This window comes from Streptomyces spinosisporus (assembly GCF_022698145.1).
Lineage (GTDB): Bacteria > Actinomycetota > Actinomycetes > Streptomycetales > Streptomycetaceae > Streptomyces > Streptomyces spinosisporus.
The window spans coordinates 246116-269781 of the sequence record NZ_JALDAX010000009.1; the positions used below are offsets into that span (position 1 = coordinate 246116).

Here is a 23666-nt window from a genome sequence, read left to right on the forward strand (position 1 = left end):
ACTGCTGACACAACCTGGGCGACCGGTCCGGCCGGGCCGCACAATCATGGCGTCCTTTGCACACGAAACGAAAGAGAGGGTGTCATGAGCGGTCGATCCCGCGCCTTGTCCGGCATCCTCGGCGCGCTGCTGATGCTCACCGCCGGCGCCTGCGACGTGCGGCCCGGCGCCGGGGACCGGCCCCTCGACGGACTGCGCATCATGGTGCCCAACACGGCGGGCGGCGGATACGACACCACCGCCCGGACCGTGGCCCGGGTCCTGGAGGAGACCTCGACCGCCTCGGACGTGCAGGTCTTCAACCTGCCCGGCGCGGGAGGCACGGTGGGGCTGCAGCGCATCGTCGACGAGTGGGGCAACAAGGACCTCGCGCTCCAGATGGGCCTCGGCGTCGTCGGCGCCACGCACGTCAGCCACGGGACGGCCACCGTCGAGCAGACCACGCCCATCGCCCGTCTGATCGACGAACCCGGGGCGATCGTCGTCCGCAAGGACTCGCCGTACCGCACCATCGGCGACCTGATCGGCGCGTGGAGGAAGGACCCGGCGGGGTTGCGCGTCGGTGGCGGCTCCTCACCCGGCGGACCGGACCACCTGCTGCCCATGGAGCTGGCCCGGACCATCGGCATCGACCCGAGGAAGGTCCACTACGTCGCCTACGACGGCGGCGGCGGTGATCTGCTGCCCGCCCTGCTGGACGGCAAGGTCGACTTCGCCACCAGCGGCTTCGGCGAGTTCCTCGACCAGATCGACGCCGGACAGCTGCGGGTGCTGGCGGTCACCAGCGAACGACCCGTGGCGGCGCTGCACGGCGTGCCCACCCTCAAGGCCTCGGGCATCCCGCTGGTCTTCGACAACTGGCGCGGGATCGTCGCCCCACCCGGCATCGGCGCCGCGGCCCGGCGGCGCTGGATCGACGCGCTGACCACGCTGCACGGGTCCCGGCAGTGGAAGGCCGAGCTCACCCGGCACGGCTGGACCGACGCCTTCGCCACCGGCGACACCTTCAAGGCCTTCCTGGCCCGGCAGGACCGGGCCGTCGCCGGGCTGGTGGCCGAACTCGGCCTGAACTGACAGCCCCACCCCGCGGGACCGCAGACACCGGTCCCGCGCCCCACCCTGCCCATCTGTCCGTGACCGTCCCCGTCCGCTCCTGCGAAAGGCACCCGTATGACCGCGCACACCTGGTGGCTGCTGCTCATCCTCACCGTGGCCATCGCGGCGCTCATCTACCTGATCAACTCCCGGCTGCGCGTCCACCCGTTCGTCGCGCTGATCGTCGTCACCGTCGGCACCGGCCTGGCGGCCGGCGAACCGGTCGCCAAACTGACCGAGTCGATCGAGGAGGGCGCCGGCGGCACCCTCGGCGACGTGGGTCTCACCCTCGCCCTGGGCGCGATGCTGGGCCGGCTGCTGTCCGACTCGGGGGCCACCGACGCCATCGCCCGGGCGCTCGTCGACCGCTCCGGCACCCGACGGCTGCCGTGGCTGGTCACGGCCGCCGCGTTCGTCATCGGTGTGCCGATGTTCTTCGAGGTCGGCCTGATCGTCCTGCTGCCGCTGATCTTCGGCGTCGCCCGCAGACTGGAGGCACAGGGCGGCACCAAGGGCTCTCCGTACGTGCTGCTCGGCGTGCCCGCGATCGCCGCGCTCTCCACGCTGCACGGCATGCTGCCGCCCCACCCGGGACCGCTGACCGCGCTGACCGGACTCCACGCCGACCTTGGCCTCACCCTCGCCGTCGGGCTGGTCTGTGCGATACCGACCGTCATCCTGGCGGGCCCCGTCTACGCCCGGTGGATCGCGCCGCGGCTGCCCGACGTCCGCCCGGACGCCTCGCTGATGGCCCAGTTCACGGGCACCGGCGGCGGCAACGGCACCGTAGGCCGGGTGGAGAGGGTCCGTCCGGACGGGCCGGGAGCACAGGTGCGCACCGACGCACCGCCCCGTACCGGCGTCTCCGTCGGCCTGGCCGTGGCGTCCGTGCTGATCCCCGTCGCGCTGATGCTGCTGCGCACGCTGGCAGAGACCCTGCTCGACGAGTCCAGCGGGCTGCGGGCCGCACTCACCTTCGTCGGCGAGCCCCTCGTGGCGATGCTCGCGGGTTTCCTCTTCGCCCTCGGCGTGACCCTCGTCGGCACGTCACGCTCGGGCGAGGAGACCCGCACCTCGCTGACGGACAGCCTCAAGTCGGTCGCCGCGATCCTGCTCATCATCGGGGGAGGAGGAGCGTTCAAGCAGGTCCTTCAGGACTCCGGCATCGGCGACGCCATCGCCTCCGCCGCGAAGGGCGCACACCTCAATGTGATCCTGCTGGGCTGGCTGATCGCCCTGCTGCTCTCCCTGACCACGGGTTCGGCGACCGTCGGCATCGTCTCCGCCACCGGGATCGTCGCTCCGCTGATCGGGACGGGGGGAGGCTTGGAGGCGTCCCTGCTCGTGGTGGCGATCGGCGCCGGCTCCCTCGGTCTCAACTACGTCAACCACGCCGGGTTCTGGCTGGTGAAGGAGTCGTTCGGGATGGACCTCGCACAGGCCACGAAGACCCAGACCGTCGTGCAGACACTGGTCAGCGTGCTCGGGCTGGTGATGGCGCTCCTGCTGTCGGTGCTCGCCTGACGGCCCGGGCCGGGCCGCCCCTGGAAGCGGGGCAGCGCCGTCTCCACGCGAGCCCCGCTACCGGCGCGAACTCCCGCCCCCTCACGCCAGCCCCCGCCGCACGACCCGAGGCCCGCCGGCCTGTTGGGGGAGCCAGACCCGGCCTGGCGTCCCGTGGATGTGCCAGGAGTCGGGCGGGCAGTATGCCACGTACTGACGTACCGCCTCGTGGATGCGGTAGCGCGTCTGTCCGTCGGTGCCGGGGTCGGCGGAGTGGACGACGTGGACCATCTGGCGGTCCACGAGCTCGTCGAGGAGATCTGCCGCGAGTCCTCTCGACGACGTCACGTGCGTCACCACGTCGTCGACGCCGAAGTCGCCGCTCACCGTCTTGAGCCGTCGTAACGCGGTCCTGACCGGGGCGGGCAGACAGCGGTAGTAGGCCGCCACGCTCGCCTGGAGCGACAGATCACCGATGTGCAGGAACCGCAGACGGTCCTGCTCGTACGCCAGACGGTCGGCCAGGTCGTGCAGCGAGCGGTGCGGGCGCGCCGCGAGCCACAGCCCGGCGATGTGCAGGGCGAGCGGCAGCCGTGCGCAGGAGCGCAGGATGCTCACCGCGGAGGTGCGTTCCGCGCGCGTGCGTGCCGGACCGAGGAGATCCTCCAGGACCTGGAAGGCGTCCCACTCGGTGAGGACGTCGACCGGCCTGCGGAACTGGGCGGTGAGCGCGGGCAGTTCACGGCGTGCGGCCACCAGGACGGCGCTGCGGGCGCCGTCCACCAGCAGCGGCCGTACCTGCCCCTCGTTGTCGACGTTGTCGAGCACGACGAGGACGCGCCTCCTGCTGAGCGCGTCCCGCACCTGCGCACCCGCCTCCTCCGGATGGTCCGCGACCTGCGCGGCCCCCAGGGAGCGCAGCACGCGGCGGACCAGCTCGTCGGGCGTGAACGGCTCCGCGGCCGCCCCAGGGTGTGCGTCGACGAAGACCTGCCCGTCCGGGAAGCGTTCGCGCACCCCGCGCGCCGCTTCGAGGACCAGCGCGGTCTTGCCGGCCCCGGGCGGTCCTACGACGACCGCAGGTGTGCCGAGGTCGTTCCGGTCGGTCGCCGACAGATGGGCCCGCAACGCGTCGATGTGCGCCTGCCGGCCGGCGAGGCGGTGGCGCGGGGCCGCGGGCAGTTCCGCCGGGGCCGGCGCGGCCGGCTCCCGCCGGCCCTCGGGATGGGATCTGCGCATCAGCCGCCCCACCTCGCCGGGCGGCAGCCCGAGCGCCCTGGCGATCAGGACCAGCGACTGCTTGCGGGGGCGCGCGGTGTGACCTGTCTCCAGATTGCGGATGGCCCGCACGCTCACGCCGGACCGCTCCGCGAGGTCCTCCTGGGTGAGGCAGGCCGCCTCGCGCGCGGTGACCAGTGCCTCCGCGAGCGTCGCAGTCGACGATGTATGGGTCACGGGAGGCCTATCCCTGCTTCCGGGCCGGTGGCCACTGTGCTGTCGGCTTGCAATCGGCTGGTGAGAACACCCTGTTGTGTCACGGCTTTCCCAGTGTCGGCGAGGTGAGGGGAAAGGTGGGGAGGGCTGCGGTCCGGTCGCGTGATCATCGGAACGCCGTGTGCACGGGCGCCGAGAGCGTGGGGGGCGCGAAAAGCGAACGAACAGTGCAAGGGAACGAACGGTGCTGAACGGGCGGGGAGTCAGTCCGCCGTGGGCATCAGCGTCACCACGAACTTGTAGCGGGAGCCCCGGTACACGGAGCGCACCCACTCCACCGGGCTGCCCTCGGCGTCGTAGGAGTGGCGGGTCAGCAGCATCACCGGAACCCCTGCCTCCGTCGCGAGCAGTGCGGCCTCGTACGGGGTCGCGAGCGACGTCTCGATGCCCTCGACGGCCTCCGAGAGATGTACGTCGTAGGCGTCGGCGAGGACCGAGTAGAGGGATCTGTGTCTGCCCAGCGACTCGCGCAGGCCGGGGAAGCGCCGTGCGGACAGGTGCGTCGTCTCGATCGCCATGGGCTCGCCGCTCGCGAGCCGCAGCCGCTCGATGCGCAGCACGCTGTCGCCGACATCGATGTCGAGCAGGCACGACAGTTTCTCGTCCGCCTCGATGTGGTCGACGGCCAGGACACGCGAGGCGGGTTCGAGGCCCTGTGCCTGCATGTCCTCGGTGTGGGAGGTGAGTTGGAGCGTGCGGTAGAGCTTCGGCCGCGCAATGAAGGTGCCCTTCCCCTGGATGCGGTCCAGTCGGCCCTCGCCCACGAGTTCCTGCAGCGCCTGCCGGACGGTGGTGCGCGACGTGTCGAGCCGCACCGCCAGTAATCGCTCGGCGGGCATGCGCGCTCCCGGCTGCAGTGCCTGGGCGATGTCGAGCACCTGCTGCTTGACGAGGTAGTACTTCGGCACGCGGGCGATCTGACCGGGAGCCCCGGTGTCGTACTGGGCGCTGCTGACGTCGGTGGTCATGACCTGCCTTCCGGGCGCTCTCGCAGGTGTCTCGTTATAGCCCCCGGACTCGCCTATGGTCTAGTCCAACTACGGGGGCTGCTGCTCCGGCTGGGAGATGGCCCGGTGGTCCTCGCGGAGTCGTCGACGCGGCTTTCTGGGCCGTCTTGACGCTCCGAAAAGTCTAGGCCAAGCTCCGTGCAGGTCTACACCATTCGGCGCAGTCCGCGGAGGCGACACGCGGGGCGGCGGCGCCGGCGTCCCGTCGCGCACCGCGCTCGGCGGCGATCGCAGGCCCCGACGGCGCGGCCGCCGCCGTCCGCACCACCCGTCCTGTCCCAACTCGCCTTTCCACAAAGCAAACACCGCGAGCGGCACCGCACAGCCCGTGAGCGGCCCGGCCGACGGCCCTGTGAAGGGATGACCCCTGCGATGACAGTTTCCGCCACCCTCGACGACACCCTCACCAAAGATGCCTTCGCGGTGCTGCAGCCGGGGTTCGACGGCACGACCGTGCCCGACTGGGTGCGCCGCCGGGTCGGTGAAGGGCTCGCCTCCGTCGCCCTGTTCGGCCGCAACGTCGTCTCGCACGGACAGGTCCGGGAGCTGACCGCGCAGTTGCGGGCGGAACGGGACGACCTGCTGATCGCCATCGACGAGGAGAGCGGTGACGTCACCCGCCTCGACGTCCGCACCGGCTCCTCGTTCCCCGGCAACCACGCGCTGGGCGCCGTCGACGACCCCGATCTCACCCGCAGGGTCGCGCGCCAACTGGCCCGCCGGCTCGCCGAATGCGGCGTCAACTTCGACTGGGCGCCCTCCGCCGACGTCAACGCCAACCCCGACAACCCGGTGATCGGCGTACGGTCCTTCGGCGCGGACCCCGAACTCGTCGCCCGGCACACGGCCGCCTACGTCGAGGGACTGCAGTCAGGCGGCGTCGCGGCGTGCACCAAGCACTTCCCCGGCCACGGCGACACCAACGTCGACTCCCATCACGCCGTACCGCGCATCGACGTGGACGAACACACGCTGCTCACGCGCGAGTTGCCCCCGTTCCGCGCGGCCGTCGAGGCTGGTACCCGCGCCATCATGAGCGCGCACATCCTCGTCCCCGCACTGGACCCCGACCGCCCCGGGACGCTCTCCCGCCGTGTCCTGACCGACCTGCTGCGCGGTGAACTCGGCTTCGACGGGCTGATCGTCACCGACGCCATGGAGATGCGCGCCGTCGCGGAGGCCTACGGCCTGGAGCACGGCGTCGTGCTGGCGATCGCGGCCGGCGCCGACGCCATCTGCGTGGGCGGCGGGCTGTGCGACGAGGGCACGGTGCTCAGACTGCGGGACGCGCTCGTGGCCGCCGTACGCTCCGGGGAGCTGCCGGAGGAGCGGCTCGCCGATGCCGCAGCACGCGTACGGGAACTGGCGCGGTGGACCGCCGAGAGCGGAGGGGACGCACAGGCCGGAACGGCCCCGGAACCGGAGATCGGGCTGATCGCGGCCCGCCGCGCCCTGGCCGTCACCCGGACCGGGACTGCCACAGCGGTCCAACAGCCCGTGTACGTCGCGACGTTCAGCCCGACCGCCAATATCGCCGTCGGGGAGGAGACCCCCTGGGGCGTCGGTGCCGAGCTCGAACGTCTGCTGCCGGGCACCGAGACCGGCATCTTCACCGGTGCAGGCGCGGGCGAGGCGGCGCTGCGGGCCTCGGCCGGCCGGCGCGTCGTCGCGGTGGTGCGTGACGAGCACCGGCATGCCTGGATGCGGTCGGCCCTGGATGTGCTGCTGGCCGCCCGCCCGAACACCGTCGTGGTCGAGATGGGCGTGCCGCAGTCCTCGCCGCGTGGCGCCGTGCACATCGCCACGCACGGAGCGGCCCGGGTCTGCGGTGTGGCGGCCGCGGAGGCGATCGTCACCGGCTGACGTCTCGGCCGGCCATTCGGTTGCCTGCTCAACAACCGGCAACTGACAGGCAGTTGGCGGCAACTTCGGCAGGTTTCGGTTGACATCGCGAATTGGTCCAGTCCACTTTGAGGGAACCTCAGTTCGACCGATGGAGATCTTTCGACCGAAGGAGATCTGGGGTTCCACTCGGCCGCTGAGGACTCGGACCTTGGAGTGATGCATGCCGACGCCTCCCCGCTACCTGTACAGGGCGCAGACACAACGCCCGTATTTCAGTGCCGACGGCGAGACCTACCTCGCACAGACGCAACTGCGAGACATCGAGAAGTCACAGCCGCTCCGTGTGCTGTCGGAGGACGACTTCGCCTTCTGGAAGACGTACGGCTATGTGGTGGTGCGCAACGCCATCTCGCCGGGCGCGGCGAAGAGCCTGCTCGAATTCGCCTGGGAGTTCCAGGGACTCGACCCGGACCGGCCCGAAACCTGGTACCAGGAGCGTGAGTTCCGCTCCGACCTGGACCGCGACCTGCATGTCTACGGCTTCGTCGAGGCGTACCACCACCAGCTCATCTGGGACAACCGGCAGACCCAGCGGGTCTACGACGCCTTCGCCGACGTGTGGGACTGCGACGAGCTGTGGGTCACGCTCGACCGGCTGAACCTCAACCCGCCCAACCGGGGCAGCCGTTCGCGCTCACTGATCGAACCCACCGACAAGGGCTTCGACATCGAGCTGCACTGGGACGTCGACACCACCCTCGGTGTGCTGCCGCAGCGGGTGCAGGGCATCGTGGCCCTCAACGACACCCAGCCCGAACTCGGCGGATTCCAGTGCTCCCCCGAATTGTTCCGGCAGTTCGACGAGTGGCGGATCGGGCAGCCCGCCGACCGCGACCCCATCAGGCCCGGGGTCGACCGCGCGGAGTTCCCCGTGGTGCGCCCCGATCTGCAGGCCGGTGATCTGCTGATCTTCAACGGCCTGCTGGCCCATGGCGTCGCGCCCAACCTCTCCGACCAGGGTGTCCGGGCGGTGCAGTACCTGTCGATGATGCCCGCGCTGGAGGAGCACGAGGCACTGCGCACCTCCCGCGTGGAGTCGTGGCGCACGCTCAGCACGCCGGACTGGAACGGAACGCTGCTGGGGGACGCCGAGCGGCCCGAATCGCTCCGGTACGGCCCCGCCACGCTCAACGACCTCGGCAGGAAGCTGCTGGGGCTCGACTCCTGGACCGGACAAGAGAGCGCGAAGTGAACCGACAGACCAGCAGCGACCGGACCAGTGCCGGCCGTACCAGCACCGACCGGATCTGCCTCACCCTCCCCACGAACAGGGCCTGTTCCGCCGCCATCGCCGAGATCGGAGAGGAGGCGGCGTACGCGGCCCGCACCTTCCAAGTCGAGGTGGACCTGCTGATCCTCGACTCCAGCGAGGAGGCCACGCGCGCCGAACACGCCCGCGCCGTCGCGGAGTTGCCCGCCGCCGCGCACGTCACCGTGCACCACCTCGACGAGCAGCAGCAACGTGTCTTCCTGGACAGGACGATCCGGCACTCCGGCCTTCCCGCGCCGGAGCGGATGCTCGACCTCATGCTGCCGGACGCCCTCTCCTACGGCGCCTGCACCAACCGCGCCTTTCTGATCGCCGCGGCGCTCGGCTGCCGGTCCGTGCACCGCAGGGACTCCGACTGCACCTACCAGGTTTTCGACGGCGAGAAGGTCTTCCCGATCCACCACGAGCTGGCGTCGCTCGGCAGGCCCGCCTCCGAGGCGTCCGCCGCGGTGTCCGAGACGCTCCTCGCGCCCGCACACGCCCACCGCCCCGTGTCCATGGTCGGCTCGTCCTTCATCGGTGAACCCTCCGTGGACATCGCCGAGATCGAGCGGCTCGACGCCGGTGTCTACCACGACGTCGTCAGCCTGTGGGGGCCCGTCGACTGGTCGGAGGAGCAGAAGCGGCAGCTGGTCGAGGAGTCCTTCAAGGGCGCCGGAACGGAGCCCTTCACCGGCGACCGCTCGACGCTGACGGTGGTCGACCCCATGCGGGTGGACATGAGCAACATCGGCTTCCACCATGAGGTCTACGAGCGGGTACCGCTGCCGCCCGGCACCGACACCATCGGCACCGACTACTTCCTCTTCCACCTCGTCCACGACGCCGCCCTGCCCGGCGTGCTCCACAACCGCAACATCGAGAACTACTACACCCCGTACCGCCGCACCGACGCCGGTTTCCGGGCGTACCAGATGCGGTTCGTGAAGTTCCTGCTGTCCATGCTCTACCTCAACTTCGTCTACGACAGGATGGGTTCGGCCGGTGCCGCACTGCTGGACGAGCACGAGCAGCTGCGCGGCGACACCATCTCCGGCTTCCTCAGGGAGAGCACCGGGCTCGACCGGGCCGACAACGTCTGGCGGCTGGACCGCGTCAGCACCTCCTACCGCAAACTGGGCGGCCGCTACGCGGAGTTCGCCGAGCTGATGGACGCGCGGCGCGAGCAGCTGCTGGACGAGGCCGAGTCGGACACCGAGGACTTCGCCGTGCTGATCGACGCCTGGCCCACGCTGGTGCGGGCCGCCCGGGAGACCGGCCTCGGGAGTGCGGACGCGTGAGCGCGGAGCTGGACACGCGGCTGGCCACCGCACTGGCCGCCGCGTCGTCGGACTGCATCGTCTTCGACCTCACGGGGATCGCGGGCCAGTACGACCACCTGATGCGTGAACTGCCGGACGTCGCCGTCCGGTTCGCGATGAAGGCTTGCCCCGTCGACGAGGTGCTGACCTGCCTCGCCGACCGGGGCGCCGGCTTCGACGCGGCGAGCCCCGCCGAGATTGCCCAGGCGCTGCGGCTGGGCGTGCCCGCCGATCTGATCCACTACGGCAACACGGTGAAGTCCGACGAGAACATCGCCGACGCCCACCGGCTCGGCGTGCGCACCTTCGCCACGGACAGCGTGCAGGACGTGGCGGCGATCGCCGCGCACGCCCCCGGAGCGCGTGTGTACTGCCGCCTCGCCACCAGCGGGGAGGGCGCGCTGTGGGGCCTGAGCCGGAAGTTCGGCTGCTCGCGGGAGGACGCCGTCGCCGTGCTGACGGCGGCGAGGGCCGCGGGCCTCACCCCGGCGGGGCTGTCCGTGCACGTCGGTTCGCAGCAGATGACGTACGAGGCCTGGCAGCAGGCCGTCGAGCAGCTGGCCGAGACGATGGTGGCGCTGCGCGAGCACAAAATCGTGCTCGACCACGTCAACCTCGGCGGCGGACTGCCCGCGCTCGGCTACCTCGACCGGCACGGCCGACGGCTCGAACCCCCGTTGGACAAGATGTTCGCCGTCCTCCGCGAGGGCATCGAGCACCTGCGGGCACTCAACGACGCGCCCCTCGACGTCGTCATGGAGCCGGGACGGCACCTGGTCGCCGACCACGGCGCCATCCGGGCGCACGTGTACCGGCTGACGGAGCGCCGTCAGCCGGACGGCGAGCGGGCGCACTGGCTGTATCTGAGCTGCGGCAAGTTCAACGGCCTCTACGAGATGGACGAGCTCTGCCACCGGCTCGTCTTCCCCGGCCACACCGAGGGCGAGTACGTCTCCGCCGTCGTCGCGGGCCCGACCTGCGACAGCGACGACGCCTACGGGGCGCACCGCCCGGTGCCGAAGTCGCTCGCCTCGGGGGACCCGGTGTGGGTCCTGTCCGCCGGCGCCTACGCCACCAGCTATATGACCCAGGGCTTCAACGGCTTCGGGCCGCTCGCGCACACAGTGGTGCACGACGGGAGCGGTCGGGCAGGGGCCGGCACGGGAGGGCGGGAGACGTGAGCCCTCACGCGAGCATCCGTCCGGTGCGCGACGGCGACTGGCCGGCCGTGGCCGCCCTGGAGGCCGAGGCGTACGCAAGCCTTTCGTTGTCCGAGGGGCAGGCGGCGCTGGAGTCCAAGGGCCGCATCTCGCCCGGCACCTGCTTCGTGCTGGACCTCGAAGGACGCGTCGCGGGGTATCTGCTCGCCCTGCCCTACCCCCGGTTCCAGTACCCGGATCTGGCCCGGACCGAGGAGCCCGTGCACCACGTGAGCAACCTCCACCTCCACGACATCGTCGTCGCGGAGGACCAGCGCGGCCGGGGATGGGGCAGCAGGCTGCTGGCCCGGCTGACGGCCACCGCACGGCCGGCGTACGAGCACATCTCGCTCGTGGCGGTCGGCGGAATGGCGCCCTTCTGGGCGTCGCGCGGCTACCGGGCCCACCCGGAGATCCGCCTTTCCGAGAGCTACGGCGACGACGCCGTGTACATGTCCATCGCGGTGCCCGGAAGCGGTACCGGCGCTACGAAAGAGGTGGCCCGCTTCCCATGCCCCGTGTCCTAGACGACTTCAGGCGAACGCAGTTGGCGATCGCGGCCCTGTTCTGCTTCCTCGGTTTCCAGTACGCCACCTGGGCCTCGCGGATCCCCGCCCTCAAGGCGCGGCTCGACCTGAACGCGGGGGAGGTGGGACTGCTGCTGATGGCCACCGGGGTGGGAGCGGTGGCCTCCTTCCCCCTCATCGCGTACCTGATGAGACGCCTGGGCGCGCGGCTGCTCGCCCTGGTCTCCGGGCTGTGCCTGGTGGGGATCCTCTTCGCCCTGTCGGCGGCACCGAACTACCCGGTGGCCCTGCTGGTCCTGTGTGCCGACGGTGTGGCGGTCGGCTGTCTGAACGTGGCCATGAACGCGCAGGGTGCCGCGCTCGAAGCGGCCCACGGGCGTACCGCCATGACCCAGCTGCACGCCACCTTCAGCGCCGGGTCGTTCCTCGCCGCGCTGGTGTCCTCGGGCATGAACGCCCTGACCTCGGACCTCGTGCCGCACTTCGCCGTCGCCTCGGTGGTGCTCGTGCTGCTCCTCGGCGGTGCCCGGCTCCGGCTGCTCCCCGACGACCCGAAGGACCAGCAGCCCGCGGCGGAGCAGGGCGAGCGCAAGGGCGGCAGGCGTCCGCGCTGGCTGACGAAGCCCACGCTGGTGATGGTCTGGCTCGGCGTCGCCATGGTGTTCGGCGAGGTGGTCGAAGGTGCCATGAACGACTGGTCGGCGCTGTATCTGAAGGACATCGCCGACGCGTCGTCCCAGGTCGCTCCGCTGGGCATCGCCGTCGTCTCCGGCACGATGGTCGTCGCGCGCCTCTTCGGCGACAGCTGGCGCAGCCGCTGGGGCGACGCCCGGGTCGTCCGGGTCGGCAGCGCCGTCGCGGGCACGGGACTGGCGCTCGCACTGCTGGCCGGAGGAGTGGTGCCCGCGCTCATCGGGTTCGCCTGCGTGGGACTCGGCGTCGCCGCCGTGGCCCCGTGCCTCTACGTTGCTGCCGCCGCCGAAGGCCCGGACGCCCTGTCCCTGGTCGCCTCCATGGGCACCACCGGCCTGCTGGCCGGCCCCGCCCTGATCGGCTTCGTCGCCGGCCTCAGCGACCTGTCCTGGGGCATGGGCATCGTCGCCGCCTCAGCCGTGATCGTCTCCCTGTGCACCACCCGCCTTCGCTGGACCCCGACGAAGGAACCGTCACCGCTCGCTGCCGACCCGGCCTGACCGGGCGCGCCGCCGGCCCCGGTCGGACGATGGCGTTGCGGCTGGCGCGGAGCTGTCCCCTGCCTGACCAGGCTGGAGGATGACCGGGTGGCCGTGGAGCGGTGTCGCTGCGGGCGTGGGCGAGCGGGCGGCGGTGGCGGTTGTGGGCAGCGTGTTGCCGCTCTGCAAATGGCCGCGCGTCTCGTCGCCGCCCCTGCCTGGCCGCGTGCGGCGTACGACGGCTGCGGTTGGACGATGACGCGGCGGCCGGAATGGGGCGGCGGGCGGTGGTGGCGGTTGGAGGGTTGGCGTGCTGTCGCTGCGCGGTACATTCGCGCCTCGTGTCGCCGCCCCGCCTGACCGGGCGCGCCGTCTCCGCCCCGGCCGGAGTTCGAGAGGCGTGGGTGGTGATGGGCGGCGGGATCAGGGGGCCGTTGCCCTGCGGGTCAGGAAAGCGATCAGGGCGGCTGTTGCGGCCAGGGCGGCGACGCTGGTCAGGGCTGCGGGGAGGGAGAACCAGTCGGCCATGAAGCCGATGGCGGGTGGGCCGAGGAGCATGCCGCCGTAGCCGAGGGTGGAGGCGATCGCCACTCCGTCGGGGCCGGTCAGGGCACCGGCTCGTTCGACGGCGACGGGGAAGAGGTTGGCGAGTCCGAGGCCCGTGATCACGAAGCCGAGGAAGGCCGCCCACAGGGAGGGCGCGAGCGCGCCGACGAGCATCCCGGCGGCCGCCGTGCTCCCTCCGAAGACCATCGTGCGGGTCCGGCCCAGCCGTTCGAGCAGCCGCGTGCCGGTGAGTCTGCCGATGGTCATGGCCAGCGCGAAGCAGGAGTAGCCGACCGCCGCCGCGCCCGCCGCGGCGTCCAGGTCCTGTTGGAGGTGGAGCGCGCTCCAGTCGGCCAGCGCCCCCTCGCCGTACGCCGTGCACAGGGCGATCAGACCGAAGGTGATCACGAGCCCACGGGTGCGGCGGTCGAGCCGGCGCGGTGCGGCTGCCTCGCCGGGCGTGTTCTCGGGCGGCTCCGGCGGCTGGAGGCGCAGCAGCGTACGCCCGGTCACGGCGGTGACGATCAGACCGATCACGGTCAGACCGAGCAGATGCTGGGTGGGGGACAGCGCCCCGGCGACCAGCCCGCCGAGTCCGGCCCCCGCCATGCCGCCGAGGCTGAACGCGGCGTGGAAGCTGGGCATGATCGGCCGCCGCAGCGCTCTCACCAGGTCGACAGCCGCGCTGTTGAACGCCACGTTGATGCTGCCGTACGCGCTGCCGAAGACCACCAGTACTGCTCCGAGGGCCAGTGCCGAGTGCGTGAGCGGCGGCAGGGCGACGCTGAGGGAGAGGAGCACCGCGCAGGTCACGGTGACCTGGTGGTTGCCGAAGCGCCGGCAGAGCCGCCCGGTGAGCGTCATCGTGAGAACGGCCCCGGCGGACACCCCCAGCAGCGCGAGTCCGAGCGCGCTCGCGGACGCCCCCGTCTGGTGCTTGATGGCCGGGATGCGGACGACCCACCCGGCGAAGATGAAGCCGTCGAGAGCGAAGAAGACGGTGATCGCCACCCGGAGCCGGGCGAGGTCACTGCGGGGGTGGCCCGGCACGACACTGTGCGTACGGGCTTTGTTTATTAGCGGCACAAAATCAGGCTAGGTGGGCGGGTCGTCATCGGGCAAGGCCATTGTGACCCTCCGGCCATTGACCCCGCTGATCACTGGACCTACATTCCGTCCTCATATGTAGATGGCGTTCTTTCATGGGGACGCTGTTCAGTGGTGCGAACGGTTCAAAGGAGAACTGATACATGCCGCTCGTCGTGGTCGGGATCAGCGTGCTGATCCTGCTCCTGCTGATGACGAAGCTGAGGCTGAACGGCTTCGCCGCCCTTCTCCTGGTGGCCGTCGGTGTCGCCCTGGTCCGGGGCATACCCCTCGAGAAGGTCCCCGACGTGCTCTCCGAGGGCATCGGCGACCAGATCGGCGACACGATGCTCACCATCGGGCTCGGCGCCATGGTCGGCCGCGTGATGGGCGACTCCGGCGCCGCCCAGCGCATCGCCGGCCGGCTCCTCGACCTCTGCGGCCCACGCTGGGTGCAGGTCGCCATGGTGCTCTCGGCGATGCTCATCGGCGTGACCATGTTCTACGAGGTCGCCTTCGTCATCATCGTGCCGGTCGCCTTCACCCTGGTCAGGGTCACCCGCTCGAACCTGCTGTGGGTGGGCCTGCCGATGTCGATCGCCCTGTCCACCATGCACAGCTTCCTGCCACCCCACCCCGGGCCCACGGCAGTGGCCGCCACCTTCCACGCCTCCGTCGGACTCACCCTGTTCTACGGCCTGTTCATCGCCGTCCCGGCGGGCGCGCTCGTCGCTCTGGTGTGGCCGCGCCTCCCCTTCGTGCGGGCGATGAACCCGTCCATCCCCAGGGGCCTGGTGAGTGAGCAGGTCTTCGACGAGGAGGAGATGCCGGGCCTCGGCTGGTCGCTGTCGGTGGCGCTGCTGCCCGTGGTGCTGATCGCCGGTGCCGCGGTGACCGATCTGGCGGACTCCGGGGACAACCCCCTGCTGCACTTCGTCGCCTTCATCGGATCCGCCCCGATCGCCCTGCTGCTCACCCTCGTCGTCGCCGTCTGGGCATTCGGACCGCGCATCGGACGCAGCCTGGCCGAGGTCAGCACCTCGTGCCGGGAGGCGGCGCAGGCGATGGCGATGATCCTGCTGGTGATCGGCGCGGGCGGCGCCTTCAAGAACGTCCTCGTCGAGGGCGGCATCTCCGACTACATCAAGGACGCGTCCGACAACTGGTCCGTCTCGCCGATCATCCTGGCCTGGCTGATCGCGGTCATCCTGCGTGTCGCCCTCGGCTCCGCGACCGTCGCCGTCGTCACCGCGTCCGGCGTCGCCCTGCCGCTGCTCGCGGGCAGCGGGGTGCACGCCGAGGTCATGGTGCTCGCCGTCTCCTGCGGCTCGATCGCCTTCTCCCACGTCAACGACCCCGGATTCTGGATGTTCAAGGAGTATTTCAACCTCTCCGTCATCGACGCCATCAAGGCGCGCACCACCTATACGACGGTGCTCGCGATCCTGGGCCTGGGCGGTGTACTGGCCCTGGAACAGGTGCTGGACGTCCTCAAGGTGTGATCACGCAGCCGACGCCCGTACCCCACAACCGCCCTGTCCCCAACCCCCAGTCCCAGCCCTCAGTCCTCCTGTCCGATCTCACGAGAGCGGTACCGCCCGTCATGAGCCAGCCCGTCGTCACCAAGTTCTCCGTATATCCGGTCGCCGGCCGGGACTCCATGCTCCTCAACCTCTCCGGCGCACATGCCCCGTACTTCACCCGCAACGTCCTCGTACTGGAGGACTCCGAGGGCCGCACCGGCCTGGGCGAGGTGCCGGGCGGGGAGAAGATCACGCGGACGTTGCGCGACGCAGAACGCCTGGTCGTCGGCGCCCGCCTGGGCGAGTACAAGCGCGTCCTGCGCGCCGTCCAGGACGCGTTCGCGGACCGCGACCAGGGCGGACGCGGCGCCCAGACCTTCGACCTGCGCACCACGGTGCACGCGGTCACCGCGGTCGAGTCGGCGCTCCTGGACCTGCTCGGCCAGCACCTGGAGGTCCCGGTCGCGGCCCTGCTGGGCGACGGCCAACAGCGCGATGCCGTACGGGTGCTGGGCTATCTCTTCTACGTCGGCGACCCGGACCGCACGGACCTGGACTACGTCCGTGAACCCGGCGCGGACGTGGAGTGGTACCGCATCCGGCACGAGGAGGCACTGACCCCGGAGGCGATCGTCCGTCAGGCCGAGGCCACCTACGAGCGCTACGGCTTCCGCGACTTCAAGCTCAAGGGCGGTGTCCTGCCGGGCAGCGAGGAGGTCAAGGCCGTCGTCGCGCTCAAGGAGCGGTTCCCCGAGGCCCGGATCACCCTGGACCCCAACGGCGCCTGGTCGCTGCGGGAGGCCGTCGAGCTGTGCCGCCCGCTCGTCGGCACCCTTGCCTATGCCGAGGACCCGTGCGGGGCCGAGGGCGGCTACTCGGGCCGCGAGATCCTCGCCGAGTTCCGCCGGGCCACCGGGCTGCCCACCGCCACCAACATGATCGCCACGGACTGGCGTCAGCTGACCCACGCCCTTGCCCTGCAGTCGGTGTCCATCCCGCTGGCTGACCCGCACTTCTGGACGATGCAGGGGTCGGTACGGGTCGCCCAGCTGTGCCATGCGACCGGTCTGACGTGGGGCTGCCACTCCAACAACCACTTCGACATCTCACTGGCGATGATGGCGCACTGCGGGGCCGCCGCCCCGGGCGAGTACAACGCCCTCGACACCCACTGGATCTGGCAGGAGGGGCTGGAGCGGCTCACCGTGGAGCCCCCGCGGATCACCGGCGGCGAGGTCGCCGTGGCGGACACACCCGGTCTCGGGGTCCGGCTGGACCGCGACCGGCTGCTCGCAGCGCACGAGTTGTACAAGGAGAAGGCGTTGTCGGGCCGTGACGACGCCGTGGGGATGCGGTACCTGATCGAGGACTGGGCCTTCGACGCCAAACGCCCATGTCTGGTGCGGTGAGCCCGCATTACTCCTCGGGTCACCGAACATCCGGTCAACCTGCACACCTTTCACAGACGGGTCGCAGGGAATTCCAAGGGGCGTCGCAGCGATGGCCGGGCGCACTGGCTTTGCCGGAAAAGCCGCCGATGGGAAAACCGGTGGCAATGGCCCGGGGTGCAGCGGGTCGGTGAACCCTGTGAAGGACTCGGTGTGCTCGGTCACCGCGCTGTCACGCCGGTGAAGTCCCACGTCGCGGCCGGTTCCGCTGGCACGGCTCATGGCTGGCCGTGCGATTGCGGCCATGCTTTGATCCTGCGGGTGGTGCAGCTCGCGGGAGAGGTTCTGCTTTTTGGGAATCGGGCGAACTCTGCCATTCCGTAATGGTCATTCGAAAGGAATCGCGCGTTATGAACCGTGCTCCCCAGGTTGAGACGACCGAGATGTCCGACGCCGAGCTGGAGGGCGTCTCCGGCGGCCTCGACCTCAGCAGCCTTCCGCTCGGTGCGCTGCCGCTCGGCGGCCTCGGCATCGGCGGCTCCGGCGGTCTCAACATCCAGACGCCGCTCGGCGAGGTCGCCGGAGGTCTCGTGGCTTCCGGGTCGCCGCAGGGCCTGACGGCGGGTGCGAGCCTGCAGACCCCGCTGTCCGCCTGACGGACACCTGCTCGCCCGTGGGCCCCGGATCGGACGATCCGGGGCCCACGGCCGTTTCCCTCAGGCCCGTCCGTGGGCCTCCTGCGAGCGGCGCGAGAGTGCGTCGATGACCACCGCGGCGAAGAGCACGCCGCCGGTGATGACCAGCTGCACCGCCGTGGGCGTGTCCGTGATCGCCATGCCGGACGAGATCGACTGGATGACCAGCATGCCCAGCACCGCCGACCAGGTGGTGCCCCGTCCGCCGAACAGGCTGGTGCCGCCGATGACGGCCGCCGCGATGGCGTTGAGCAGCAGGACGCCCGAGCCGGAGGTCTGGCTCACCGAGGTGATCCGCGAGGCCAGGAACAGACCGCCGATCGCGGCCATCGTCCCCGAGGCCGCGAGCACCGCGGTGCGGATGCCGGTCACGTTGAGGCTGGCGCGGCGGGCCGCCTCCACGCCGCCGCCGAGCGCGTAGACCTGCCGGCCGTAGTGCGTGTGGCGCAGGAGGATGTCGAGGCCGGCCACCACCACGAGGAAGATCAACAGGGCGAGCGGCAGGCCCTGGAAGCGGTTGAGCAGATAGGCCGACACGAACGCGACCACCGCGATCGCGCCCGCGCGCAGCGCGATGTGCCGCAGCGAGCGGTGCGGCATGTCGGCGGCCGTACGGCGCCGCCGGTCCAGGTAGGAGATCGTGAAGACGGCGCCCGCACAGAGCGCCGCCAGGCAGTACGCCACCGCGTCGTGGGTGAAGTAGTAGTTGGTCAGGTCGGCGACCAGCCCGTTCTCGTCGAGGTTGACGGTGCCGCTGGTGCCGAGGACCGCGAGCATGAGGCCGTTCCAGGTGAGCAGCCCCGCGAGGGTGAGGACGAAGGCCGGCACCCGCGTCTTGGCGCACGAGTAGCCCTGGACGGCGCCCGCCGCGGTGCCTGCGAGCACCGCGAGGATCAGCGCGAGCCACTCGGGCGCGCCGTGGTGCACGTTCAGTACGGCGAAGACGGCCGCGGCCAGGCCACTGATCGAGCCCACCGACAGATCGAGCTCTCCCAGCAGCAGGACGAAGACGATGCCGACCGCGATCAGGCCGGTGCCGACGATGTCCACGCTGAGGTTGGACAGGTTCCGCGGCGAGAGGAAGTTCCCGTTGAGGGACTGGAAGACGATCCACACCGTGGCCAGCACCAGGACGACGGGCAGCGAGCCCAGCTCGCCGGCGCGGAACCTGCGCCGCAGAGCGGCACCCCAGTCCTGCAGCGCCCGGGACAGGGTGTGCCCACGCCGCGCCGAAGGGTCTCCGGCGGCGGCAGCGGCGTCGTCGGCCTGTGTGTTCTCCGTCGTACGACGCATCCCGCTCACCACCTCGCCTCGTAGGATGTTCCGCGGCGCGGCACGTTCTCCGTGGCGCCGGTGACGGAGGCGATGATCTGTTCCTGGGACGCGGTGTTGACGTTGAAGAAGCCGTTGTTGCGTCCGAGCCGCAGCACGGCGGCGCGGTCCGCGAGGGCCTTCACGTCCCCCAGGTTGTGGCTGATGAGCAGGACGCCCATGCCACGGTCGCGCAGCGTGTCGACCAGGTCCAGGACCTCGGTGGTCTGCTCGAAGCCCAGCGCCGCGGTCGGTTCGTCCAGCAGCAGGACGCGGGGGTCGCCGAGGAGCGAGCGCGCGATGGCCACCGTCTGCCGCTGGCCGCTGGACAGCGAGACGACGGGGGCGCGCAGCTCGGGGACGGCCCTGGTCAGACGCCCGAGCAGGTCGATGGTGCGGCTCTCCATCGCCATCTCGTCGAGGAAGCCGTATCTGCGGATCTCCCGGCCGAGGAAGAGGTTGCCGACCACGTCGAGGTTCAGACACAGCGCGAGGTCCTGGTAGACGGTGGCGATGCCGAGGTCCCGGGCGTCGTGCGGGCGTCTGATGTGCACGGCGCGCCCCTCCCACTCGATGACGCCCCGCTCGGCGGGCGCGACCCCGGAGATCACCTTGACGAGGGTGGACTTGCCGGCGCCGTTGTCGCCGAGCAGGGCGACGACCTGACCGGCGTGGATCTCCAGGTCGACGTCCTTGAGGACCTCGACGGCGCCGAAGCGCTTGCACACGCCGCGCAGCGCCAGCAGGGGAGGAGCCGGCACGGACATCATCTCCTTCCCTGGCCCGGGCTCCGTCGGCACCGGCCCGTCAGGTCAGTCCGGCCCTGCTGCAGGCCGCCGCGAGCCGGGGGACGCAGATCTCCTCGACGGTGTAGAAGCCGTCCTTCACCAAGGTGTTCTTGATACCGGCGACGGTCACGGAGACAGGGGTGAGCAGGACGGCCGGGACGCTCCTGCCGTCGCTGGTGCGCACCCTGTCCCTGCCGACCTCGCCGAGACCGGTCCGCCGGGCCGCGGCCACGGCCATCGCGGCGCCCGCCGAGGCCTCCGGAGTGAAGGGCTTGTAGACGGTCATGTACTGCTCGCCGGCCACGATGCGCCGCACCGCCCCCAGCTCCGCGTCCTGCCCGGTGACGGGCGGCAGCGGGTCGACCTTGTTCGACTTGAGGGAGGAGATGCTGCCCGCGGCGAGGCCGTCGTTGGCGGCGTAGACCCCCTGGATGCGGTCGACGCCGAGTGCGGCGATGGCGCCGGACATGTTCAGGTTCGCGGTGTCGGTGCGCCACTGCAGGGTGTCGTACGCCTTGCCGATCTTCACTCGCCCGGTGAGCACGGACAGGGCGCCCTTCTTGAACGACACCGCGTTGGGGTCGCTGGGATCGCCGTTCATCATGACGATCTCGGGGACCGGCACGCGCTTGCCCATGGCTCTCAGCAGCGCCCTGCCCTGCAGTCGGCCGACCTCCTCGCCGTCGAAGGAGACGTATCCGGAGATCGGCCCCTGGGCGAGGCGGTCGTAGGAGATCACCGGGATGCCGGCCTCGGCCGCCTGTCCGACCGCCGGGCGCAGCGCCCTGGCGTCCACGGGCACCAGCAGGATGGCGTCGACGCTCTCGGTGATCACCGAGTCCATCTGCTCCCGCTGGATGGCGACGTCGCCCCTGGCGTTGGCGTGCTGGATGGAGCAGTCGGCGCACAGCTGCATGATCTTCTTCCGCAGCAGGGGCAGGTCCTGGGTCTCCCAGCGGGCCGTGGTGGCGTCCGGGAGCAGTACGGCGATCTTCGGCCCGTTCCCCCCGGCGGCACCGCTTCGGGTGCCGGACCCGCAGGCCGCCAGGGCCACGGCCGTCGAGACCGCCGTCACGGCGACGGCCACACCCCGGTTGCAGGCCTTCATGTCGGGGACCTCCCTTCGGGACGGAGATCCGTCTGGGACACGCGTGTGGCGGTGGCAGGACGGCCTTTCGTCAGTGTGGCACCGGCCACGTCGATCTGCGAACGCGGCGACGGCCGCCGGAACAGGCGGTGCCGCCGAGGACCGGCCGGGCGGAACCGCCTTGTCCGGCGGCCCGGTGCGGTTCGTCGGCGTGTGCCACTCTGGTGGGTAGATGCCCGATCTCAGCCGCAGCCGCGGCGCGGACGGGAGGTTGGTTGCCCCATGCCTCACGACGGCAGTGCCCGGGCCGGCGTCTCCCCGCCGCGGGTGGCCCCGCCGGAGGAGTTGGACACGTCGGCGGACGACCGTGCGCTGGCCTTCGCCGGAGTGGCCGTGGCAGCCGTCTATGTGTCCGGTGCCGATCGGCAGGAGCTGCGGCTGACGGAGACGCTGCGACGGGCCGCCTCCGAGTACCGGCCGCCCGAGCGGCTGTCGCTGACCGAAGGCTCCTCGCCCGCGGCCGAGGCCGTGCGCACCGACCTGCCGCTGTGGCCCACCGCCGCGGACCTCGCCGCCCACCCCGAGGGCGGGCTCCTGCGCACGGACGTCTCGCTCGGCGCCCTGCCCCTGACGGCGGAGGGCCGGCGGCTCGGCTGCCTCGTCGTCGTGGGGGCGGCCGGGGACGGCTTCGAGGCCGAGCAGCGGCACTTCCTGGAACGCTACGCCGACGCGATCGCCCGGCTGCTCGCCTCCGGTGCCGAGGGACCCGTGCTGGCGCCCGCCCTGGAAGGACTGCGGGTCGGCACCTTCGTCCTGGTGCCGGACACCGGCCTGATCGAGGCGGACGAGACCCTGCTCGGCCATGTCGGGATCGCACCGGCCGAGTTCGACGGCCGGGCGGACACCCTGCTCGCGCACGCGCTCCCGGAGGACATGCACGCCCTGGTGTCCGTCGTGGAACCGGACACCCAGGCCTTCGCCAGGCGGGAGCTGGAGTTCCGGGTCCGCGGCTCCGCAGGGGAGATGCGCTGGCTCAGCCTCAGCTGCCGGGTCCTGGCGGGCGGCGACGACCGCCCGGCCCGGGTGCTGGGCGTGGTGACGGCGGCCCGGGTCCTGCGGCGCGGCTCCGACGACGTGTCCAGGATCCAGTGGCTGACCGCGGCACTCGACGAGGCCACGACGGTCCACGACGTCGGCCGCGTCGTCGTGACTGCTCTGCGCGAGCCGCTCGGTGCCGACCGCGTGGCCCTCGCCGAGCTGCAGGGCGACCGGCTGATGGTGACCGTCCTCGACCCGCCGCAGCCGTCCGCCTGGCCGCAGGAATGGCGCGCACAGTGGCGCACGGAGTGGCCCGACGCACCGATCAGCGCCCTGCCGACCCTGCAACTGGCCCTGCGCGACGGGCGGTTGGACCTGTGGCCTGCGGGCACCGCCGTCGAAGCGGGGCTCGCGGGCATCGGCAGCGGCGGTCTGGCCGTCCTGCCGCTGCCCGCCCGGGGGCGGATCGCCGGCGTCTGTCTGATCGGCTGGGACACCCCGCACGCCTTCCTGCCCGACGAGCGGTCCCTGCTGACCGCCACCGCGGCGCTGGTCGGGCACGCGCTCAAACGCGCCCACGAGCACGACGCCGAGCAGGAACTCGCGACGATGCTGCAGCGCAGCCTGCTGCCTCGGCGGCTGCCCCAACTGCCCGGCGGCACGGCCGTGGCCCGCTATCTGCCCGCCCGGCGCGGACTGCAGGTGGGCGGTGACTGGTACGACGTCATAGCCCTGTCCGAGGACCGTGTGGCGCTGGTCATCGGCGACGTACAGGGGCACAGCGCGGGAGCAGCGACCATCATGGGCCAGATGCGTACGGCGGTGCGGGCCTACGCCGTGGAGGGCCATCCGCCCGACGTGGTCGTCTCGCACGCCAACCGGCTCCTCGTCGGCATGGAGACCGACCTCTTCGCCACCTGCTGCTACGCCGAACTGGACCTGGAGCAGGGCAACACCCTGTTCGTCAGGGCCGGGCACCTCGCGCCGCTGGTGCGCCGGCCCGACGGCAGCACGGAGGAGATCGAGGTCGAGGGCGGGCTTCCCCTCGGCATCCTCGCGGAGGCGGAGTTCCCCATGACCGCGGTCGAACTCGCCCCCGGCACCGTGCTCGCCCTGGTCACCGACGGGCTGGTGGAGGCCGCGGGTTTGCCCGTCGACGAGGGCATGGCCCTCACCCGCGCGGCACTCGCCGACGCCGATCCGGCGGACCTGGGACTGATGGCCGACCGGCTGCTGGGGGACGCGGGACGCCGCGAGGACGACGTGGCGCTGTTGCTGCTGCGCTACGACGGCATGCGGACCCGGCCGATCCGGGCGGGCTGGGTGGTGTGGCGGCTGCCGGACGCCGTCATGCACGCCCGCCGCTTCACCGCGCGGACCCTGCGCCAGTGGAAGGCCGAGGACGTGTCCGACGCGGTGCTGCTGGTGGTGTCGGAACTGGTCACCAACGCCCTGGTGCACACCCAGGGACCGGTCCGCCTCGATCTCACGCTCCGCGGGGACCGGGTGCGCATCTGCGTCGGCGACTCCTCGCCGCGCGCGCCCGCGAAGCCGGTCATCGTCGACTGGGAGTCGACCGGCGGGCGTGGCCTGTTGCTGGTCGAGGCGCTGTCGGAGGACTTCGGGACCACACCGGTGGCCGGCGGGAAACAGGTGTGGAGCGAGATCGTCGTCCCGCATCGCGATCCGGAACCGGAACCGGACGCTTCCGGCTGACGGCCGGGTCCGTCG

At 71.4% G+C, this 23666-nt stretch carries 18 protein-coding genes; 12 read left to right on the plus strand and 6 right to left on the minus strand.

Features of this window, described 5'->3' with window-relative positions:
* Positions 1 to 84 precede the first annotated feature (84 nt).
* A complete protein-coding gene (locus MQN93_RS24260; RefSeq protein ID WP_242711243.1) occupies positions 85 to 1074 on the plus strand; it encodes a Bug family tripartite tricarboxylate transporter substrate binding protein in 990 nt (329 codons plus the stop codon).
* Positions 1075 to 1170: 96 nt separating this feature from the next.
* Positions 1171 to 2619 (plus strand): GntP family permease, encoded by a 1449-nt coding sequence (locus tag MQN93_RS24265; protein ID WP_242711244.1) that lies wholly within the window; start codon positions 1171 to 1173, stop codon positions 2617 to 2619.
* An 81-nt stretch (positions 2620 to 2700) separates the two neighbouring features.
* Here the strand turns inward: MQN93_RS24265 and MQN93_RS24270 are convergent, their stop codons facing one another.
* Positions 2701 to 4053 carry a helix-turn-helix domain-containing protein gene (locus MQN93_RS24270; RefSeq protein WP_242711245.1) on the minus strand — a complete coding sequence of 451 codons (1353 nt, stop codon included), beginning with the start codon at positions 4051 to 4053 and terminating at the stop codon, positions 2701 to 2703.
* A 242-nt stretch (positions 4054 to 4295) separates the two neighbouring features.
* Positions 4296 to 5060, minus strand: a complete 765-nt coding sequence (locus tag MQN93_RS24275) for a GntR family transcriptional regulator (RefSeq protein WP_016433644.1) — start codon at positions 5058 to 5060, stop codon at positions 4296 to 4298.
* Positions 5061 to 5471: 411 nt separating this feature from the next.
* On the opposite strand from MQN93_RS24275, the gene MQN93_RS24280 reads away from it, so the two are divergent.
* From MQN93_RS24280 to MQN93_RS24305, 6 genes are all read left to right on the plus strand, one after another.
* Entirely contained in the window at positions 5472 to 6962 is a 1491-nt protein-coding gene (locus MQN93_RS24280; protein ID WP_242711246.1) for a glycoside hydrolase family 3 protein, read from the plus strand.
* A 202-nt stretch (positions 6963 to 7164) separates the two neighbouring features.
* Positions 7165 to 8196, plus strand: coding sequence for a phytanoyl-CoA dioxygenase family protein (locus MQN93_RS24285; RefSeq protein WP_242711247.1), 1032 nt, complete (start codon positions 7165 to 7167; stop codon positions 8194 to 8196).
* Positions 8193 to 9554 (plus strand): DUF6271 family protein, encoded by a 1362-nt coding sequence (locus MQN93_RS24290; protein WP_242711248.1) that lies wholly within the window; start codon positions 8193 to 8195, stop codon positions 9552 to 9554. Before MQN93_RS24285 ends, MQN93_RS24290 begins: the two co-directional genes overlap by 4 nt.
* The gene (locus MQN93_RS24295) at positions 9551 to 10756 is read left to right on the plus strand and encodes a type III PLP-dependent enzyme domain-containing protein (protein WP_242711249.1); all 1206 of its coding nucleotides are present in this window, start codon (positions 9551 to 9553) and stop codon (positions 10754 to 10756) included. The genes MQN93_RS24290 and MQN93_RS24295 overlap by 4 nt, the downstream gene beginning before the upstream one ends.
* Positions 10753 to 11301, plus strand: coding sequence for a GNAT family N-acetyltransferase (locus MQN93_RS24300; protein WP_016433639.1), 549 nt, complete (start codon positions 10753 to 10755; stop codon positions 11299 to 11301). Before MQN93_RS24295 ends, MQN93_RS24300 begins: the two co-directional genes overlap by 4 nt.
* Positions 11286 to 12494, plus strand: coding sequence for an MFS transporter (locus tag MQN93_RS24305; RefSeq protein WP_016433638.1), 1209 nt, complete (start codon positions 11286 to 11288; stop codon positions 12492 to 12494). Before MQN93_RS24300 ends, MQN93_RS24305 begins: the two co-directional genes overlap by 16 nt.
* Positions 12495 to 12896: 402 nt before the next feature.
* Here MQN93_RS24305 and MQN93_RS24310 read toward each other — a convergent pair whose 3' ends face one another.
* Positions 12897 to 14069 (minus strand): MFS transporter, encoded by a 1173-nt coding sequence (locus MQN93_RS24310; protein ID WP_242711250.1) that lies wholly within the window; start codon positions 14067 to 14069, stop codon positions 12897 to 12899.
* A 200-nt stretch (positions 14070 to 14269) separates the two neighbouring features.
* Here MQN93_RS24310 and MQN93_RS24315 point away from each other — a divergent pair, with 200 nt between their 5' ends.
* From MQN93_RS24315 to MQN93_RS24325, 3 genes are all read left to right on the plus strand, one after another.
* Entirely contained in the window at positions 14270 to 15607 is a 1338-nt protein-coding gene (locus tag MQN93_RS24315; protein WP_242711251.1) for a gluconate:H+ symporter, read from the plus strand.
* Between the two features lie 101 nt (positions 15608 to 15708).
* Positions 15709 to 17037 carry an enolase C-terminal domain-like protein gene (locus MQN93_RS24320; RefSeq protein WP_242711252.1) on the plus strand — a complete coding sequence of 443 codons (1329 nt, stop codon included), beginning with the start codon at positions 15709 to 15711 and terminating at the stop codon, positions 17035 to 17037.
* Positions 17038 to 17426: 389 nt separating this feature from the next.
* Complete coding sequence (locus tag MQN93_RS24325; RefSeq protein ID WP_016433633.1) at positions 17427 to 17672, plus strand: hypothetical protein; 246 nt, start codon at positions 17427 to 17429, stop codon at positions 17670 to 17672.
* 60 nt (positions 17673 to 17732) lie between these two features.
* On the opposite strand, the gene MQN93_RS24330 is transcribed toward MQN93_RS24325, so the two are convergent.
* The 3 genes from MQN93_RS24330 to MQN93_RS24340 are packed head-to-tail and all read right to left on the minus strand — an operon-like array spanning position 17733 to position 20918.
* Entirely contained in the window at positions 17733 to 19004 is a 1272-nt protein-coding gene (locus tag MQN93_RS24330) for a sugar ABC transporter permease (RefSeq protein ID WP_242711253.1), read from the minus strand.
* A gap of 5 nt (positions 19005 to 19009) precedes the next feature.
* Positions 19010 to 19792: an ATP-binding cassette domain-containing protein gene (locus MQN93_RS24335; RefSeq protein ID WP_242711254.1), complete on the minus strand. Its 783-nt coding sequence runs from the start codon at positions 19790 to 19792 to the stop codon at positions 19010 to 19012.
* 37 nt (positions 19793 to 19829) lie between these two features.
* A complete protein-coding gene (locus tag MQN93_RS24340; protein WP_242711255.1) occupies positions 19830 to 20918 on the minus strand; it encodes a substrate-binding domain-containing protein in 1089 nt (362 codons plus the stop codon).
* Between the two features lie 261 nt (positions 20919 to 21179).
* Here MQN93_RS24340 and MQN93_RS24345 point away from each other — a divergent pair, with 261 nt between their 5' ends.
* Complete coding sequence (locus MQN93_RS24345; protein WP_242711256.1) at positions 21180 to 23651, plus strand: SpoIIE family protein phosphatase; 2472 nt, start codon at positions 21180 to 21182, stop codon at positions 23649 to 23651.
* Positions 23652 to 23666 lie beyond the last annotated feature (15 nt).

Coding starts and splice junctions, on each gene's coding strand:
- MQN93_RS24260 (WP_242711243.1), top strand. CDS start 85: ATGAGCGGTCGATCCCGCGCCTTGTCCGGCATCCTCGGCGCGCTGCTG.
- MQN93_RS24265 (WP_242711244.1), top strand. CDS start 1,171: ATGACCGCGCACACCTGGTGGCTGCTGCTCATCCTCACCGTGGCCATC.
- MQN93_RS24275 (WP_016433644.1), bottom strand. CDS start 5,060: ATGACCACCGACGTCAGCAGCGCCCAGTACGACACCGGGGCTCCCGGT.
- MQN93_RS24280 (WP_242711246.1), top strand. CDS start 5,472: ATGACAGTTTCCGCCACCCTCGACGACACCCTCACCAAAGATGCCTTC.
- MQN93_RS24285 (WP_242711247.1), top strand. CDS start 7,165: ATGCCGACGCCTCCCCGCTACCTGTACAGGGCGCAGACACAACGCCCG.
- MQN93_RS24305 (WP_016433638.1), top strand. CDS start 11,286: ATGCCCCGTGTCCTAGACGACTTCAGGCGAACGCAGTTGGCGATCGCG.
- MQN93_RS24315 (WP_242711251.1), top strand. CDS start 14,270: ATGCCGCTCGTCGTGGTCGGGATCAGCGTGCTGATCCTGCTCCTGCTG.
- MQN93_RS24320 (WP_242711252.1), top strand. CDS start 15,709: ATGAGCCAGCCCGTCGTCACCAAGTTCTCCGTATATCCGGTCGCCGGC.
- MQN93_RS24325 (WP_016433633.1), top strand. CDS start 17,427: ATGAACCGTGCTCCCCAGGTTGAGACGACCGAGATGTCCGACGCCGAG.
- MQN93_RS24330 (WP_242711253.1), bottom strand. CDS start 19,004: ATGCGTCGTACGACGGAGAACACACAGGCCGACGACGCCGCTGCCGCC.
- MQN93_RS24335 (WP_242711254.1), bottom strand. CDS start 19,792: ATGATGTCCGTGCCGGCTCCTCCCCTGCTGGCGCTGCGCGGCGTGTGC.
- MQN93_RS24340 (WP_242711255.1), bottom strand. CDS start 20,918: ATGAAGGCCTGCAACCGGGGTGTGGCCGTCGCCGTGACGGCGGTCTCG.
- MQN93_RS24345 (WP_242711256.1), top strand. CDS start 21,180: ATGCCTCACGACGGCAGTGCCCGGGCCGGCGTCTCCCCGCCGCGGGTG.